This window comes from Amycolatopsis sp. Hca4 (assembly GCF_013364075.1).
Lineage (GTDB): Bacteria > Actinomycetota > Actinomycetes > Mycobacteriales > Pseudonocardiaceae > Amycolatopsis.
In genome coordinates this window covers 7,825,952-7,841,832 of the sequence record NZ_CP054925.1, presented here as the reverse complement: position 1 = coordinate 7,841,832, position 15,881 = coordinate 7,825,952, and the positions used below count along the sequence as shown (strand labels likewise).

Here is a 15,881-nt window from a genome sequence, read left to right as displayed (position 1 = left end):
ACATGTCCTTCCTGACCGATCCACGCCTCCAGGTGGATCAGCGGACTGCCGCTCGCTTCTGATCGCGAACCGGCGTAGTTGCCCCCCGATACGCGAGATGAGCTCTTCGGCCGTGCGGAACACAGCTGGAGCGCCTCCACCACAGGGGTTTGCGTCCTCCAAACGGAGGACACGGAATTCGGCACCGCCGAAACCGGAAACCCGCCCAAGTCGTTCCGCGTTACCCCGCTTGCCAGGCGGTGCGGATTCGGCGGATCGACGACGGATGCGGATCCGGGGATTCCCCGGGACCGGCATCGGGTGCGGAAACGCACGGTGATCGAACGCCCCCGAGGGTAGACCGCAGCGGTGCCGGGTGCAACAACCACCCCCGCGTGGCGGCTCCCCCGTCGGCCACGTGACCCAGCCTTTACTGAGCCGCAACCTGCACGCCCGTGAGATCCACGGGCAGTTCGAGGACGTCGAAGGCATCAACGCGCACGTCAGGCGGAAGTATTCCCCCGGTGGTCAGCGCGAGCACCGTCGGACCCGCGCCGGAAACGGCGGCGGCTACTCCCCGTGCACGAAGCGTCGCCACCAGCTCCGCGCTGGCCGGGTACGCCGGGGCGCGGTAGTGCTGGTGCAGCCGGTCTTCGGTGGCCGCGAGCAGCAGCTCCGGCTTCGCCGTGAGCGCGTGGACGGCGAGCGCGGCCCGCCCGGCGCTGTGGGCGGCGTCGGCGTGCGGCACGGTCGCGGGCAGCAGGCCGCGCGTGGTCGCGGTGGCCGAGCGCACCGACGGCACGGCCACGACCGGCCGGATCGACGCGTGCGGGGTGAGCCGTTCGGCGTGGAACTCCCCGCCGTCGCACCAGGCCAGTACCAGGCCGCCGAACAGGCTGGCGGCGGCGTTGTCGGCGTGGCCTTCGAAGCCGGCCGCGAGCTGCAGCGCGCCGAACGCGTCGATCTCCCGGCCCGCCAGCGCGTACCCGGCGGCGACACCGGAGACCACCGCGGCCGCGGACGAGCCGAGGCCGCGGGCGTGCGGGATCGCGTTGAAGCAGCGCAGGTGCAGGCCGGGCGGCTCGACGCCGAGGTGCGCGCAGGTCGCGCGGATCGCCCGCACCACCAGGTGGGATTCGTCGGTCGGGACGTCTTCGACGCCACCGGCGCCGGCGTCGATCACCTCGACTTTGAGCCCGGTGTCGGTGACCCGCACCTCGACGACGTCGTACAGGCTCAGCGCCATCCCGAAGGCGTCGAAGCCCGGCCCGAGGTTCGCGGTCGACGCCGGGACGGTGACCCGGAACTCCCCGCTCACCGCAGGTCCAGCGCCGCCGCGACGGCCGAGGGGTCCACGGCGAGGGGTTCGACCTCGACGTTGCCCGCCAGGGCCGTCTGCGGGTCCTTCAGGCCGTGCCCGGTGACCGTGCAGACCACCTTCGAGCCGCGCGGCAGCCGTCCGTCGGCGGCGGTGGCCAGCAGGCCCGCCACGCTGGTGGCCGACGCCGGCTCGACGAACACGCCTTCGCGGCCGGCCAGCAGCCGGTACGCCTCGAGGATCTTCTCGTCCGTCACGGCCTCGAAGAGCCCGTCCGACTCGTCCTTCGCCTTCACCGCGGCGGTCCACGACGCCGGGCTGCCGATCCGGATGGCGGTCGCGACCGTCTCCGGGTCCGCCACCGGCTCGCCGTGCACCAGCGGCGCCGCGCCTGCCGCCTGGAAGCCGAACATCCGCGGGGTGTTCTTCACCACACCGTCGGCCGCGTACTCCGCGTACCCCGCCCAGTAGGCGGTGATGTTGCCGGCGTTGCCGACCGGGAGGCAGTGGATGTCCGGCGCGGTGCCGAGCACGTCGCAGATCTCGAACGCGGCGGTCTTCTGGCCGGCGATGCGCACCGGGTTGACCGAGTTGACGAGCGTGACCGGGTAGTCGGCCGCGGTCTTGCGGGCCAGCTCCAGGCAGTCGTCGAAGTTGCCGTCGACCTGCAGGATCCGGGCGCCGTGCAGCACGGCCTGGGCGAGCTTGCCCATGGCGATCTTGCCCTGCGGCACCAGCACCGCGCAGGTGAGCCCGGCGCGGGCGGCGTAGGCGGCGGCCGAGGCCGAGGTGTTGCCGGTCGACGCGCAGATCACCGCCTTGAGGCCGCTGGCCAGCGCGTGCGTGATGGCCACGGTCATCCCGCGGTCCTTGAACGAGCCGGTCGGGTTGGCCCCCTCGACCTTGAGGTACACCTCGCAGCCGGTCAGCTCGGACAGGTGGAGGGCGGGCAGCAGCGGCGTGTTGCCCTCCCCGAGCGTGACGACGCGGGCGCCCTCCGGGACCGGGACGCGGTCCCGATACGCCTCGATGAGCCCGGGCCAGGGGTGCCTGATCACTGGTCTTCGCCTTCCACGCGCATCACACTGACAACTTCGTGGACGACGTCGAGCCGCCCGATCTGGTCCACAGTGGACTTCAGGGCGGCGTCCGGCGCCTGGTGCGTCACCACGACCAGGCTCGCGCGGTCGCCGACGTCGCTCTGCCGCACGGCCGCGATGCTCACGCCGTGGTCGGCGAACGCCTGCGCCACCTGGGCGAGCACCCCGGCGCGGTCGGCCACGGAAAGGCTTACGTGGTACCGGGTCGGCGTCTGGCCCATCGGCCGCACGGGCAGGGCCGCGTGCGCGGATTCGCGCGGGCCGCGGCCGCCGACGACCCGGTTGCGGGCCACCGCGACGAGGTCGCCGAGCACCGCGCTGGCCGTGGGCGCGCCACCCGCGCCCTGGCCGTAGAACATCAGCTCGCCCGCGGCGTCGGCCTCGACGTAGACGGCGTTGAACGCGCCGCCGACGCCGGCCAGCTGGTGGCGGCGCGGGATCATCACCGGGTGCACGCGCGCGGACACCGACTCGACGCCGTCGTCGTCGGTGACGCGCTCGCAGATGGCCAGCAGCTTCACCGTGCGGCCGAGCATCCGGGCCGCGGCGAGATCCGCCGCGGTGACGTCGGCGATGCCTTCGCGGTGCACGTCCGAGGCCGTGACGCGGGTGTGGAAGGCGAGGGAGGCGAGGATCGCCGCCTTCGACGCGGCGTCGTAGCCGTCGACGTCGGCGGTCGGGTCGGCCTCGGCGTACCCGAGCCTGCTGGCCTCGTCGAGCGTCTCGGCGTAGCCGGCGCCGGTCGAGTCCATCGCGGACAGGATGTAGTTCGTGGTGCCGTTGACGATCCCCATCACGCGGGTGATCCGGTCACCGGCCAGCGACTCGCGCAGCGGGCGCAGCAGCGGGATGGCCCCGGCCACCGCGGCCTCGAAGTACAGGTCGGCGCCCGCGGCGTCGGCCGCCTCGAACAGGTCCGCGGAGTGCTCGGCCAGCAGTGCCTTGTTCGCCGTGACGACCGACTTCCCGGCCTTCAGCGCGGCGAGCAGCCAGCCGCGGACCGGCTCGATCCCGCCGACCAGCTCGACGACGACGTCGACGTCGTCGCTGGTCACCAGCTTCTCGGCGTCGGCGGTCAGCAGCTCCGGCGGCAGCTCGGGGTGCTTGTCGGGACGGCGGACGGCGATGCCGGCCAGCTCGACCGGCGCACCCGCCCGCGCGGCCAGCTCCCCCGCCTGCTCGGTGAGCAGCCGGGCGACCTCACCGCCGACCGTCCCGCAGCCGAGCAGCGCGACGCGGATGGCCGGGCGTTCCTCTGGGGCAGCCACTGTGTTCAGACCTCCAGGCGCAGCATGTCGTCGGTCGTCTCCCGCCGCAGCAGCAGCCGCGAGCTGCCGTTGCGCACGGCGACCACGGCCGGGCGGGGCATCCGGTTGTACGTGCTCGCCATCGAGTAGCAGTACGCGCCGGTCGCCGCGACCGCCAGCAGGTCGCCGGGAGCCAGCGTGTCGGGCAGCCAGCAGTCTCGTACGACGATGTCGCCGGACTCACAGTGTTTTCCCACCACCCGGGACAACACGGCCTGCACCGGCTGGTCGTTGTCGCTCGCGGAGCGGGAAACGACCCGGACGTCGTAGACCGCGTCGTAGAGCGCGGTGCGGATGTTGTCGCTCATCCCGCCGTCGACGCTGACGTACCGGCGCGCGGATTCGTCGCCGAGCGAGACGTCCTTGATGGTGCCGACCTCGTACAGCGTGATCGTGCCGGGACCGGCGATCGCGCGGCCCGGTTCGCCGGCGATCCGCGGCACCGGCAGGCCCGCGTACGCGCACTCCTTGCGGACGATCTCGCGGATCTGCGTGATCATCTGCGCGGGCGGCGGCGGGTTGTCCTTCTCGGTGTAGGCGATGCCGAACCCGCCGCCGAGGTCGACCAGGCTCAGCTGGTCGAGCAGCTCGGGGCCGTGTTCCTTGGCCAGGTCGGCGAGCAGCCCGACGACGCGGCGGGCGGCGACCTCGAAGCCGTCGGCGTCGAAGATCTGCGAGCCGATGTGGCTGTGCAGGCCGACGAGCTTGAGCGAGCGCGCGTTGAGCACCCGGCGGACCGCCTCGGCGGCGTCGCCGCCGGCCAGTGAGAACCCGAACTTCTGGTCCTCGTGGGCGGTCGCGATGAACTCGTGGGTGTGCGCCTCGACGCCGACGGTGACCCGGATCAGCACCGGCTGCACGACGTCGTGGCGGGCGGCGATGTCGGCCAGCCGGGCGATCTCGAAGTAGCTGTCGAGCACGACCGTGCCGACCCCGGCGACGACCGCCGCTTCCAGCTCGGCGGTCGACTTGTTGTTGCCGTGGAAGGTGATCCGCTCGGCGGGGAAGCTCGCGCGCTGGGCCACGGCGAGCTCGCCGCCGCTGCAGACGTCCAGGCTCAGGCCCTGCTCGGCCACCCAGCGGGCGATCTCGATGGAGAGGAACGCCTTGGACGCGTAGTGCACGAGGGACGGGTCGTCGAAGGCCTCGGCGTAGTCCGCGCAGCGCGACTTGAAGTCGGCTTCGTCGACCACGAACAGCGGCGTGCCGTGCTGCTCGGCGAGTTCGCGGACGTCGACGCCGGCGATCCGGACGACGCCGTCGGCGGCGCGGAAGGTGTTGCGGGGCCAGACCTTCGCGGGCAGCTTGTCGAGTTCCTCGGCCCCGGACGGCTGCAGCCCGGAGGTGTCGGCGTGGGGGTAGACGTCGGCGTGCCGTGGGCCAGCGGGGTGCGCCATTTCTTACATCCGTTCCGGAGCGGAGACACCGAGGAGGGCGAGGCCGTTCGCCAGCACCTGGCGGGCGGCTTCGCACAGCGCGAGCCGGGCGAACGTCAGAGGGGTCGCCTCTTCGTCGCCCATGGGCAGCACGCGGCCCACGGTGTAGAACTTGTGGTAGGCGCCCGCGAGTTCTTCGAGGTAGCGCGCGATCCGGTGCGGCTCCCGCATTTCGGCGGCGCGGCGCACGGTTTCCGGGAATTCGCCGATGGTGCGGATCAGGTCGCCCTCGGCGGGCAGCGTCAGGAGTCCGAAATCGACGTCCGAAGTGGACTGCGACTTCAGGCCGAGATCGGCGGCGTTGCGCTGCAGGGACGCCAGCCGCGCGTGGGCGTACTGGACGTAGTAGACCGGGTTGTCGTTGGAGTGCTTGCGCAGCAGGTCCAGGTCGACGTCCAAAGTGGAGTCCACCGAGTAGCGGATCAGCTCGTACCGGGCCGGGTCGACGCCGACCGCCTCGACCAGGTCCTCCATGGTGATCACGGTGCCGGCGCGCTTGGACATCCGGACCGGCTTGCCGTCGCTGACCAGGTTGACCATCTGGCCGATCAGCACCTCGACCGTGGCCGGGTCGTCGCCGAACGCGGCGGCCGCGGCCTTGAGGCGGGCGATGTAGCCGTGGTGGTCCGCGCCGAGCATGTAGATGCACAGGTCGAAGCCGCGGTTGCGCTTGTCCTTGAAGTAGGCCAGGTCGCCGGCGATGTAGGCCGGGTTGCCGTCCTGCTTGATGACGACGCGGTCCTTGTCGTCGCCGTACTCCGACGACTTCAGCCACCAGGCGCCTTCGTTGAAGTACAGGTTCCCGGAGTCCTTCAGCTGCTGGACGGCGGCGTCGACCGCGCCGGACTCGTGCAGCGAGTTCTCGTGGAAGTAGACGTCGAAGTCGGTGCCGAACTCGTGCAGGCTCTGCTTGATCTCGCCGAACATCAGGTTGATGCCGATCCGGCGGAACGTCTCGTGCCGCTCGGCCTCCGGCAGCGACAGCGCGCTCGGCTCCTGCTTGAGGACGTTGGCGGCGATGTCGTTGATGTAGCCGCCCGCGTAGCCGTCCTCCGGCGCGGGCTCACCCTTCGCGGCGGCGATCAGGGACCGGACGAACCGGTCGATCTGGGCACCGGCGTCGTTGAAGTAGTACTCGCGCGTGACGTCGCCGCCCTGCGCGGCCAGCACGCGGCCCAGCGCGTCGCCGACCGCGGCCCAGCGGGTGCCGCCGAGGTGGATCGGGCCGGTCGGGTTCGCCGAGACGAACTCGAGGTTGATCCGGGTGCCGGCCAGCGCGTCCCCGCGGCCGTACACGGCGCCGGCGTCGAGCACCTGGCGCACGATGTCGCCCTGCGCGGCGGCGGCGAGCCGGAAGTTGAGGAAGCCGGGGCCGGCGACCTCGGCCGAGGCCACGCCGTCGTCCGCCGAGACCGCCTCGGCGAGCGCCTCGGCGAAGTCACGGGGCTTGAGGCCGGCCTTCTTGGCCACCTGCAGCGCCAGGTTCGTCGCGTAGTCGCCGTGGTCGGGGTTGCGCGGGCGTTCGATGGTCACCTGCTCCGGCAGCACGGCGTCGTCGATGCCGCGTGCGGCGAGCACCTGCACGGCGGAGCTGCGGACCAGTTCGGCGAGAGCGGCGGGAGTCACTTGCCGAATTCTAGGTGTGCCCTGGTCGGGGGCTTTCATCGGTCTCGGCCACATCACGATCCGTGGGTGTGTGAGGCGTTAACGGTGATCAGACGCGTGGTCTCTACACTGGCCCGGGCGGGAATCCGTCCGCAGCCACCAGAGGGAGAACGCGGAAGCCATGGCGAACGGGACAACTCGGAAAAAGGGGTCGGCGGTGAAGGCGGCCCGTGGTTCCGTGGTGAGCAAGAAGGGGACGCCGTGGGGCACGATCATCGCCGTCGTCGCCGTCGTGGCGCTGGCCGCCTCGGTGATCATCTACTACATGGTGCAGTCCGCGCCGAAGCGTGAGCAGGCCGACCGCGAGGCCGCCGCCGCGTCGTTCACGCCGAGCGCGCAGGACCCCGACCCCTCGAAGCGCATCCCCGGCGTGGTGACCGCGACCTACACCGGCAGCGTGCACGTCCTCCCGACCGAGCGCGTCGCCTACGACAAGACCCCGCCGTTCGGCGGCCCGCACGACGGTTACTGGGCGGCGTGCACCGGCGTCGTCTACCCGAACGCGGTGCGGACCGAGAACATGGTGCACGCGCTCGAGCACGGCGCCGTCTGGATCGCCTACAACCCGCAGCAGGTCTCGGGCGACGCGCTGAACATGCTCAGCGTCCGCGTCAAGGGCAAGCCGTACACGATGATGTCGCCGTACCCGGGCCTCGACAAGCCGATCTCGCTGCAGTCGTGGGGCCACCAGCTGAAGCTGGACGACGTCAACGACCCGCGGATCGACCAGTTCATCGTGGCCCTGCGCACCAACCCGAACGGGGTCTACCCCGAGGTCGGCGCGTCCTGTGACGCCCTCGGCCCCGGCCAGTTCGACCCGGACAACCCGCCGCCGTTCGACCCGTCGAAGCCGGGTCCCGACGCCAAGCCGATGGACTACAAGGGCACGGCGGGCGCGCAGCAGGAGCAGGGTGGCATGAACCAGCCGTCCGCCCCCTCGGGGACGCCGACCAAGTGACGTCCTCCGAGGAGCCGGCCGAGCAGCCGGTCTGGTCCCGCTGGGTGATCATCGGCGGGACCCTCCTCGCTGTCCTGCTCCTCGGCGCGACGGCGGGCATGTTCCTCACCCGCGCCTTCGACGACGACCCGGCCGCCGCCACCCCGGCGGCCGGGTCGGTCGAGGTCGGGTTCGCCCAGGACATGTCGACCCACCACCTCCAGGCCGTGACGATGGCCGGCTGGGCCCGCGACCACTCGACGGACCCGGAGGTCCGCCAGCTGGCGTTCGACATCGAGCGCACCCAGCTGGAGCAGGTCGGCCGCATGAAGGGCTGGCTGATGCTGTGGGACCAGCCGGAGCAGCCGATCGGCGCCCCGATGCAGTGGATGACGGAGCCGATGCAGGGCCACGACGGCATGCAGATGCCCCCGTCTTCGCTGAACCCGGCGGGCGGGCCGCTGATGCCCGGTATGGCCACGGACGCCGAGCTGGCGAAGATGCGGTCGCTGTCGGGGAAGCAGCTGGACGTGTATTTCCTGCAGCTGATGCTGCGGCACCACCAGGGTGGGACGTCGATGGCCCAGTACGCGGGGACGCATTCCAACCTGGGGGCGTTGAAGGCGCTGGTGAACAGCATCATGACGTCGCAGGGGGCGGAGATGGACCAGATGAAGGTGATGCTCTCGGCCCGGGGCGCTCAGCCGCTGCCCGCTTGACCGGCTACCAGGACAGCTCCTGGCAGCGGCGCGCGCACTGCGGCGCCTCCACCTGCAGGGTCGCGTGCTCGATCGCGTACCGCGAGGACAGCAGGTTCTGCGCTTCGGTCAGCACGTCCGACTGCCGGGCCGGCGGCGCCAGCGTCAGGTGCGCCGAGGCCACCTCCATGCCCGACGTCAGCGTCCAGACGTGCAGGTCGTGCACGTCCGCGACCCCGGGCAGCGCGGACAGCTCCGCGTTGATCGCGCCGACGTCGACGCCATGGGGCGCGTGCTGGAACAGGATGCGCAGCGCGCGCCGGGCCAGCGTCCAGGTGCGGGGCAGGACCCACAGCCCGATCGCGACGCCGATGATCGGGTCGGCGTAGCGCCAGCCCGTCAGCAGCGTCACCGCGCCGCTGACCAGCACGCCGACCGAGCCGATCAGGTCGGCCAGGACCTCGAGGTACGCGCCGCGGACGTTGAGGCTCTCCTTCGCGCCCGCACGCAGCACCGCGAACGACACCAGGTTGGCCACCAGGCCGGCCGCCGCGGCCAGCAGGACCGGCAGGCCCGGGACCGACGGCGGGTCGCCGATGCGGCCGATCGCCTCGATCAGGACGTACGCCGCGACGCCGAACAGCAGCAGTGCGTTGGCCAGCGCGGCCAGCACCTCCGCGCGGTAGAGACCGAACGTGCGGCCGACCGTGGGTCCGCTGCGCCGCGCCAGCATGATCGCGGCCAGTGCCATCCCGACGCCGAGGACGTCGGTGAACATGTGCGCCGCGTCCGACATCAGGGCCAGTGAGCCGGTCGTCAGGCTGACGACGAACTCGAGCACCATGAACCCGGCGCCGATGCCCAGGGCGATGGCCAGTCTCCGCACGTGCCGGCCCGACGCGCTCTCCGGCGCGATCGCGTGCCCGTGGCCGTGTCCCTGACCCATGCCGCCTCCGTTCCCGGTTCGCCGTCGGGCCAAACATATAGTCGGATGCGCATATATGCAACAGAGGCCAGCCTAAGTTCACCCACCCGCAAGTTACCCCGCCCGGCGGAGCCGCCCAATCCACCAGGCGGGGTGTCCCGCCAGGCGGACTCGTCACGCTTCGGCGTCGACCATCCGGGTGAGCAGTTCCCGCAGCCGGAGTCGCTCTTCCGGCGTGAGCCCGGCCAGCGGTTCGGCCGCGAAACCCAGCGCCTGCCGGAAGTTGCGCGCCAGCCCGGCACCCTCCGGCGTGGCCACGATGTTCTTGATCCGCCGGTCACGCTCGCCCGGGCGGCGCTCCACCAGGCCGCGTGCTTCGAGCCGGTCGATGATCCCGGTCACGTTGGACCGCTCGGACTTCAGCTCCTCGGCGATCCGGTGCATCGGCAGCGGCTCGTCGAGCGCGGCGAGCACCTTGGCCTGCACCGGTGTCAGGCCCTGCGCCGCCGCCGCGCCCTCGTACGACGCGACGTACCGGTCGAAGATCCGTCCGAGCAGGGCGACGACGTCTTCGGTGATCGGGTCAGCGCTCATCATCAGCCGAGTGTATGCCGTTAGTTGACTGCATGAACCATCCATGCCTATAGTCATTTTAGTTCACTACATAAACCATCATCCTCCTGAACAGATCGAGGTTCCCCTGATGAGCAACGAGCGCGTCGCCCTGATCACCGGCACGTCCACCGGGATCGGCCTGGCCACGGCGGTATTGGCGGCCCGGCGCGGCTTCCGCACGGTCGCCACGATGCGCGACACCGGCCGCGCCGACCGCCTGCGCAAAGCCGCCGCCGAAGCCGGTGTCGAGCTGGAAATCCGCCCGCTCGACGTCACCGACGCGGGTTCCGTGAGCGCGGCGTTCCATGGCGTCCTCGCCGACTACGGCCGGCTCGACGTCCTGGTCAACAACGCCGGCGCCGGCCACCTCGGCACGCTCGAAAAGGAACCGCTCTCGGCGCTGCGCGACACGATGGAGGTCAACTTCTTCGGCGTCGCCGAGGCGACCAAGGCCGCGCTGCCCGCCCTGCGCGCGAGCGGCGGCCGCCTGATCACGGTGACCAGCGTCGGCGGCGTGATCGGCCAGCCGTTCAACGAGGCCTACTGCGCCGCGAAGTTCGCCGTGGAGGGCCTGATGGAATCGCTGGCCCCGGTGGCCGCGGCCCAGGGCGTCAAGGTGTGCGTCGTCGAGCCGGGCGCGGTCGCGACCGAGTTCGTCAACAACGTCGGCGTCGACGAACGGCTCTTCGCCGAGGCCGGGCCGTACGCCGAGTCCCTGAACTCCTACATCGCGAACGTCACGAAGTCGTTCCAGAGCGCGCAGACGGCCGACGAGGTCGCCGAAGTGATCCTGGCCGCGATGACGGCCGAGGCACCCGCGTTCCGCATCCAGACGTCGAAGTGGGCCGAGGAGTTCGCCTCGACCAAGTTCGCCGACCTCGACGGCTCGGCCGTACAGCGCCTGACCAGCGGCTGGCTCGCCTAGAGCCTGTTTCAATGGCGTAGCCACTCGTTGATCGCCGCGATGTGCACGGTTGCCTCGTAGGGAACTACGAGTTTGTCGAACCGTGTGGCGACGCCTCGGTTGCGGTTGAGCCGGTTGATGCCGCACTCGACCGTGTCGTTGCTTGTAGATCTCTGGGTCGAATGCTGGTGGCCGGCCACCGGCTCGGCCGCGGTTGCGGCGACGCCGGACCTGATCAGCGGGCTGGGGAATCGTGCACGCGATCCCGCGTCGCCGCAGATAGGCTTGGTTGGCGCGGAACTGCAGGCCTTGGCCTTGCTCGGTGGCCAGGCAGCTTGGTCGTCCAGCCTCCCCGCGACCGGCCCAGCGCGCGGTTGGCCGGTTCGGGCTCGCCGATACCGCCGGGCGGTCCTTTCTGTAGGTCGCCCTCGATGCAGGCGCCTGCGGCGTGCTGGCGGGCCCGGTTGATCGTGGAATCCACGCTCACCTCCCAGGTGATCAGCCCGGCAGCCCGCCAGCGGATGCCGTCCAGGAGTTGGCGTTTACTCCACAGGGGTGGGCGGCGGGGTTTCTTGCCGACAGGCAGCGGCGATTCCAGGATCGCCCACTGCGCGTCGGTCAGATCGGCTCGCCCCGTCGCCGCCAGGCTGGGCACGAGGTCGCCGGTTTTCTTGATCAGCTTGGTCGTTGATCGTTCTCCGGAGACCTCGCCTATTTCACCCAAGACACGCCGCACCCACAACGCCGGCCAGAAGCTCCGCTGGTCAGCACATCAAACGGGCCCTAGCTGTAGTGACCATGGACGTTGTTGACCGTTGAGCGGCGCGTCGGGTTGATCAAGGCGAAGACCTCCGTGTGTGGTGCTGGTGTCTGACGCCATCACCGAACACGACGGAGGTCTTCGTGTCCCACCGTAATGCCCGGTTGACCCTGCACGGCCGCCGGTTGCTGATCGACCGGGTCACCGCGGGACGCCCGGTCGCCCATGTGGCCGCCGAACTCGGGATCTCCCGTGCGACCGGGCACAAATGGGTCCGCCGCTACCGCCAGCACGGCGAAGCCGGCCTGCACGACCGTTCCAGCAGGCCCCACCACACGCCCACCCGTCTCCCGGAGCGGACCGAGCAGCAGATCCTTGACCTGCGTCGGAACCGACGTCTCGGCCCGGCCCGCATCGCCGGCATCCTCGGCATGCACGCCTCGACCGTGCACCGCGTCCTGACCCGCCACCACCTGCCGAAACTGGCCTGGCTGGACCGCCCGACCGGACAACCGATCCGCCGCTACGAACGCGCCCGGCCCGGCGAGCTGCTGCATGTCGATGTGAAGAAACTCGGCCGGCTGCGCGAGGGCGGCGGCTGGCGAGCACACGGCCGCGACAGCCTCGAACGCCGCCGCGCCCGCTACGGAGCCCGCGTGGGTTACGAGTACGTCCACTGCGCCATCGACGACCACACCCGCATCGCCTACGCCGAAATCCACCCCGACGAAACCGCCGCCACATGTGCTGGGTTCCTCCGCCGCGCCGCCACTGCCTTGGCTGAGCTGGGCGTCGACCGGATCGAACGAGTCATGACCGACAACGCCCTGGCCTACCGCCGCTCCCACGCCTGGCGTGACGCCCTGGCCAGCATCGGCGCCGAAGCCCGCTTCACCCGCCGCTACCGGCCGCAAACCAATGGCAAAGCCGAACGCTTCAACCGCACCCTCGCCGAAGAATGGGCCTACGCCCAGCCCTTCACCAGCTCACACCACCGCGCCGAAGCCCTGCCAGAGTTTCTCCACCGCTACAACCATCACCGAGCTCACACCTCACTCGGCGGAAAGCCACCTATCACCCGCGTCAACAACCTCACGGGGCACTACACCTAGCGCACCAGCCGGAAGAACCCCCGGACCTGCTCGACGAACAGCGCGGGCTGCTCCAGCGCGGCGAAGTGCCCGCCGACGGGCAGCTCCTCGAACCAGCGCAGGTCGGTGTAGCGCTGCTCGGCCTGCCGCCGTGACGGCCGGACGATCTCCTTCGGGAACACCGAAACCCCGGCCGGGACGTCCACAGTGGACAGGTCGCGGTCGTTGTTCTCCCAGTACATCCGCGCGGACGAGGCCGCCGTCGCGGTGAACCAGTAGACGGAGATGGCGTCCAGGACCCGCTGCCGGTCGACGGCGTCCTCCGGGTTCCCCTTGTGGTCGGTCCAGGCCCAGAACTTCTCGGCGATCCAGGCGGCCTGGCCGGCGGGCGAGTCGGAGAGGCCGTAGCCGAGCGTCTGCGGGCGGGTGCCCTGCTGGGCGGAGTAGCCGCTGCCGGTCCGCCGGAACTCCTCGAGGTCGGCCAGCGCCCGGCTCTCCGCGGGCGTCGGATCGGGGGTGTCCATCCGCACGGGCGCGAAGTTGACGTGCACCCCGGCGACGTGCCTGGACCGCGCCAGCGCGTTGGTGACGGCGGCACCCCAGTCGCCACCCTGGGCGCCGTAGCGCTCGTAGCCGAGCGACGTCATGAGCCCGTCCCACAGCTCGGCCACCCGCGGGATCTTGAGAGCGGGCTTGTCACTCCACCCGAACCCGGGCAGCGACGGCGCGACGACGTGGAAGGCGTCGGCGGGATCACCCCCGTGCTTCGCGGGATCGGTGAGCGGCCCGAGGACGTCGAGGAACTCGACGACGGACCCGGGCCACCCGTGGGTGAGCACGAGCGGAAGTGCGTCCGCCTCCGGCGACCGGACGTGCAGGAAGTGCAGGCCGACGCCGTCGACGGTGGCCCGGAACTGCGGAAAGGCGTTCAGCCGCCGGGCGAAGCCGAAGTCGTACTCCTCACCCCAGTCCCGGCAGAGCTCGCGGACGTAGGCGAGCGGAACGCCCTGCGACCAGTCGTCGACGGTCTCGGCCTCGGGCCACCGCGTCCGCCGCAACCGCTCCCGCAGATCGGCGACGTCGCCCTCGTCGAGAGGTACCTGGAACGGCTCGGCCATCTCGGCTCCTTCAGGTGGGGCTCCTACGCTATCGACGACCCGGCAAGAGGATCAACTTCATCGCGCTGACCAGCGGATTCACTGGTGGGACCACCTGCGGGAAAAGGGGTGGGGAGCATGCGCTAAGCTTTCGGAGTCGCCCAGCGATGGGCCCTCGTAGCTCAGGGGATAGAGCACTGCCCTCCGGAGGCAGGTGTCGCAGGTTCGAATCCTGCCGAGGGCACCACAGGGATGGGAACGGGAGAGATGTCGCACCTGACATCCTCCCTTTTCTTGTTTTCACGGTTGGTGACCGATCGGGCCAGGTGAGGGATGCCGCGTAACCGACGCCCGCAGGACCGGGAAGAGAAGCGCGGCGAGATCGTCGCCGCGGCCACGCGGTTGTTCGTGGACGAGGGCTACGAACCCACGACAGTGGCGCGGATCGGGCGCGAGGCCGGGGTCACCTCCAACACCGTCTACTGGTACTTCAAGGACAAGGACGAAGTACTGGTCGCCGTGCTGGATGCGCTGTTCGCGCAGTTCCTCGCCGGTGTGGCGGAACGCTCGGCCGAACCGCCGGTCGAGCAGCTGCTGTGGGCGGTCACCGAGTTGCGGCGGGTCGACCGGCTGATCACGACGGTGCACGCCAGGGTTGCGGCCTCGGAGTCACTGCGGGTGTGGCACGACAGCTTCCACGCGCAGGTGGAGGCGATCCTGCGGTGGCACCTGGCCGCGCTGGGCGTGCCGGAGACCGAGCAGGACGCGATGACGCGGATCGGGGTGTTCGTCGTCGAAGGGATGCTGACCCACGCGAACGACGCCGCGGGCGATCGCGGCGTCGTCGAGGCGTTGGTGCGCAGTGCTCGCGGCATCGCCGCCGTGGCGGGTTCCCCCGACGGCCGGTCGGCTACCGGCTGAACCGCGCCGCGAGGAACCGGATCTGGTCTGCGACGGCACGCTCGAACAGGTCACCGACGTAGATGTCGAAGTGGTCACCGTCGTAGTGGTTGACCTGGACGTGGTCCTGCCCGGCTGCGAGGCGGGCCGTGGTGCGCGCCGGGGCGGCGCGGTCGTCGTCGCACACGCACAACAGGGTCGCCGCGGTGATCTTGCGCAGGCGCTTGCCCGGCCGGTACAGCGGCAACCGCAACGCGAGCCGGGCCGCGACCGCGTTGGCGCTGTCACCACCACCTTCCGAACCCTTCATGACGCCCCAGATCGTGTCGCGGCCGACCGCGGTGTCACCGGGGTGGAACGGCTGCCCGCCCGTCTCGACGGTCGCGGACAACCCGTGGCCCACGGCGGGGATCCGGGCCAGGACCCCGGCGGTGCGCGGCGAGAGCCGGGACCCCGCCGGGATCAGCTTCGACGCCGCGGCGATCGCGGTCGGCGACACCAGGAAGGCGGGCATCCACCACACCCCGACCACCGGAGCCAGCACCGGCTTCGCCCGGAACACCGACCCGACGACGTCGAGCACGGCGGCGATGACGAGCCCGGCCATGCTCACCGGACTGGACCGGAACCGCGAGAGCAAGGACGCCGGACCGTCGGTGAACGGGCACTGGGCCACCACCGCGGCCAGCTCGTGGTCCTCGCTCGCGATGCGCAGCACGTGCCCGCCGCCGAACGAGGTCCCCCACACCGCGATCCGGTCCGGGTCGACCTCCGGCAGGGACCGGCCGTAGGCCAGTGCCGCCCGCCAGTCGTCGAGCTGGTCGCCGATGTCGAGCAGTTGCCGGGGAGAGCCCTCGCTGGCCCCCAGGTAGCGGTAGTCGAACACCAGCACCGCCCAGCCCTGCGCGGCGAACCGTTCGGCGAACGCGTCCAACCGCCACTCCCGCACCGCTCCCAGCCCGTGCGCCATGACCACCAACGGCCGAGGCCCGCCACCCGCGGCCGGCAGGTACAGCCACGCCGCGCACCGCACGCCTCCGGACTCGAACCACACGTCCCGTCGCACCGACGCCGTGTGGCTGTCCTTCTCCGCCGCAGTTCCCATCGCCCACCTTCGTTCAGCTCTTGACTTGCAATCAAGAGCAGGCC

General features: G+C 70.9%; 15 protein-coding genes and 1 tRNA gene. 6 read left to right on the top strand and 10 right to left on the bottom strand.

The features are described from left to right. Positions 1–409: 409 nt before the first annotated feature. The 5 genes from thrB to argS are packed head-to-tail and all read right to left on the bottom strand — an operon-like array spanning position 410 to position 6,766. Positions 410–1,297, bottom strand: a complete 888-nt coding sequence (thrB, locus tag HUT10_RS35565) for a homoserine kinase (protein WP_176175185.1) — start codon at positions 1,295–1,297, stop codon at positions 410–412. Continuing rightward, positions 1,294–2,355 carry a threonine synthase gene (thrC, locus tag HUT10_RS35560; RefSeq protein ID WP_176175184.1) on the bottom strand — a complete coding sequence of 354 codons (1,062 nt, stop codon included), beginning with the start codon at positions 2,353–2,355 and terminating at the stop codon, positions 1,294–1,296. Before thrC ends, thrB begins: the two co-directional genes overlap by 4 nt. Beyond that, positions 2,352–3,665 carry a homoserine dehydrogenase gene (locus HUT10_RS35555; RefSeq protein WP_176175183.1) on the bottom strand — a complete coding sequence of 438 codons (1,314 nt, stop codon included), beginning with the start codon at positions 3,663–3,665 and terminating at the stop codon, positions 2,352–2,354. Before HUT10_RS35555 ends, thrC begins: the two co-directional genes overlap by 4 nt. Before the next feature lie 5 nt (positions 3,666–3,670). Continuing rightward, positions 3,671–5,101 carry a diaminopimelate decarboxylase gene (gene lysA / locus HUT10_RS35550; protein WP_176175182.1) on the bottom strand — a complete coding sequence of 477 codons (1,431 nt, stop codon included), beginning with the start codon at positions 5,099–5,101 and terminating at the stop codon, positions 3,671–3,673. A gap of 3 nt (positions 5,102–5,104) precedes the next feature. After that, positions 5,105–6,766 (bottom strand): arginine--tRNA ligase, encoded by a 1,662-nt coding sequence (argS, locus tag HUT10_RS35545; RefSeq protein ID WP_176175181.1) that lies wholly within the window; start codon positions 6,764–6,766, stop codon positions 5,105–5,107. Positions 6,767–6,962: 196 nt separating this feature from the next. Between argS and HUT10_RS35540 the strand changes: the two genes are divergently transcribed. Beyond that, a complete protein-coding gene (locus HUT10_RS35540) occupies positions 6,963–7,763 on the top strand; it encodes a DUF3105 domain-containing protein (RefSeq protein WP_176175180.1) in 801 nt (266 codons plus the stop codon). Further along, positions 7,760–8,461, top strand: a complete 702-nt coding sequence (locus tag HUT10_RS35535; protein WP_176175179.1) for a DUF305 domain-containing protein — start codon at positions 7,760–7,762, stop codon at positions 8,459–8,461. The genes HUT10_RS35540 and HUT10_RS35535 overlap by 4 nt, the downstream gene beginning before the upstream one ends. 4 nt (positions 8,462–8,465) lie before the next feature. On the opposite strand, the gene HUT10_RS35530 is transcribed toward HUT10_RS35535, so the two are convergent. After that, positions 8,466–9,386 (bottom strand): cation diffusion facilitator family transporter, encoded by a 921-nt coding sequence (locus HUT10_RS35530; protein ID WP_176175178.1) that lies wholly within the window; start codon positions 9,384–9,386, stop codon positions 8,466–8,468. A gap of 153 nt (positions 9,387–9,539) precedes the next feature. Next, positions 9,540–9,962, bottom strand: a complete 423-nt coding sequence (locus HUT10_RS35525) for a MarR family winged helix-turn-helix transcriptional regulator (protein ID WP_254897166.1) — start codon at positions 9,960–9,962, stop codon at positions 9,540–9,542. Between the two features lie 106 nt (positions 9,963–10,068). Between HUT10_RS35525 and HUT10_RS35520 the strand changes: the two genes are divergently transcribed. Next, the gene (locus HUT10_RS35520; protein ID WP_176175177.1) at positions 10,069–10,905 is read left to right on the top strand and encodes an SDR family oxidoreductase; all 837 of its coding nucleotides are present in this window, start codon (positions 10,069–10,071) and stop codon (positions 10,903–10,905) included. A 214-nt stretch (positions 10,906–11,119) separates the two neighbouring features. Here the strand turns inward: HUT10_RS35520 and HUT10_RS35515 are convergent, their stop codons facing one another. Further along, positions 11,120–11,608, bottom strand: coding sequence for a hypothetical protein (locus HUT10_RS35515; RefSeq protein WP_254897165.1), 489 nt, complete (start codon positions 11,606–11,608; stop codon positions 11,120–11,122). 179 nt (positions 11,609–11,787) lie between these two features. Here HUT10_RS35515 and HUT10_RS35510 point away from each other — a divergent pair, with 179 nt between their 5' ends. Further along, on the top strand, positions 11,788–12,756 hold the full coding sequence (locus HUT10_RS35510; protein WP_176175176.1) for an IS481 family transposase: 969 nt from the start codon (positions 11,788–11,790) through the stop codon (positions 12,754–12,756). Here the strand turns inward: HUT10_RS35510 and HUT10_RS35505 are convergent. Beyond that, on the bottom strand, positions 12,753–13,853 hold the full coding sequence (locus HUT10_RS35505; RefSeq protein ID WP_176175175.1) for an epoxide hydrolase family protein: 1,101 nt from the start codon (positions 13,851–13,853) through the stop codon (positions 12,753–12,755). The two genes, HUT10_RS35510 and HUT10_RS35505, sit on opposite strands and share 4 nt — an antisense overlap. A gap of 150 nt (positions 13,854–14,003) precedes the next feature. Here HUT10_RS35505 and HUT10_RS35500 point away from each other — a divergent pair. Further along, a tRNA-Arg gene (locus HUT10_RS35500) sits at positions 14,004–14,079 on the top strand. Between the two features lie 86 nt (positions 14,080–14,165). Beyond that, on the top strand, positions 14,166–14,753 hold the full coding sequence (locus HUT10_RS35495; RefSeq protein WP_176175174.1) for a TetR/AcrR family transcriptional regulator: 588 nt from the start codon (positions 14,166–14,168) through the stop codon (positions 14,751–14,753). Here HUT10_RS35495 and HUT10_RS35490 read toward each other — a convergent pair. Then, entirely contained in the window at positions 14,743–15,837 is a 1,095-nt protein-coding gene (locus tag HUT10_RS35490; RefSeq protein WP_176175173.1) for an alpha/beta hydrolase, read from the bottom strand. The two genes, HUT10_RS35495 and HUT10_RS35490, sit on opposite strands and share 11 nt — an antisense overlap. Between the last annotated feature and the right edge of the window lie 44 nt (positions 15,838–15,881).

What these genes read in the sequence shown, in the direction of transcription:
- lysA (WP_176175182.1), bottom strand. Translation starts at nt 5,101, where the DNA reads ATGGCGCACCCCGCTGGCCCACGGCACGCCGACGTCTACCCCCACGCC.
- HUT10_RS35530 (WP_176175178.1), bottom strand. Translation starts at nt 9,386, where the DNA reads ATGGGTCAGGGACACGGCCACGGGCACGCGATCGCGCCGGAGAGCGCG.
- HUT10_RS35525 (WP_254897166.1), bottom strand. Translation starts at nt 9,962, where the DNA reads ATGATGAGCGCTGACCCGATCACCGAAGACGTCGTCGCCCTGCTCGGA.
- HUT10_RS35520 (WP_176175177.1), top strand. Translation starts at nt 10,069, where the DNA reads ATGAGCAACGAGCGCGTCGCCCTGATCACCGGCACGTCCACCGGGATC.
- HUT10_RS35505 (WP_176175175.1), bottom strand. Translation starts at nt 13,853, where the DNA reads ATGGCCGAGCCGTTCCAGGTACCTCTCGACGAGGGCGACGTCGCCGAT.
- HUT10_RS35495 (WP_176175174.1), top strand. Translation starts at nt 14,166, where the DNA reads ATGCCGCGTAACCGACGCCCGCAGGACCGGGAAGAGAAGCGCGGCGAG.
- HUT10_RS35490 (WP_176175173.1), bottom strand. Translation starts at nt 15,837, where the DNA reads ATGGGAACTGCGGCGGAGAAGGACAGCCACACGGCGTCGGTGCGACGG.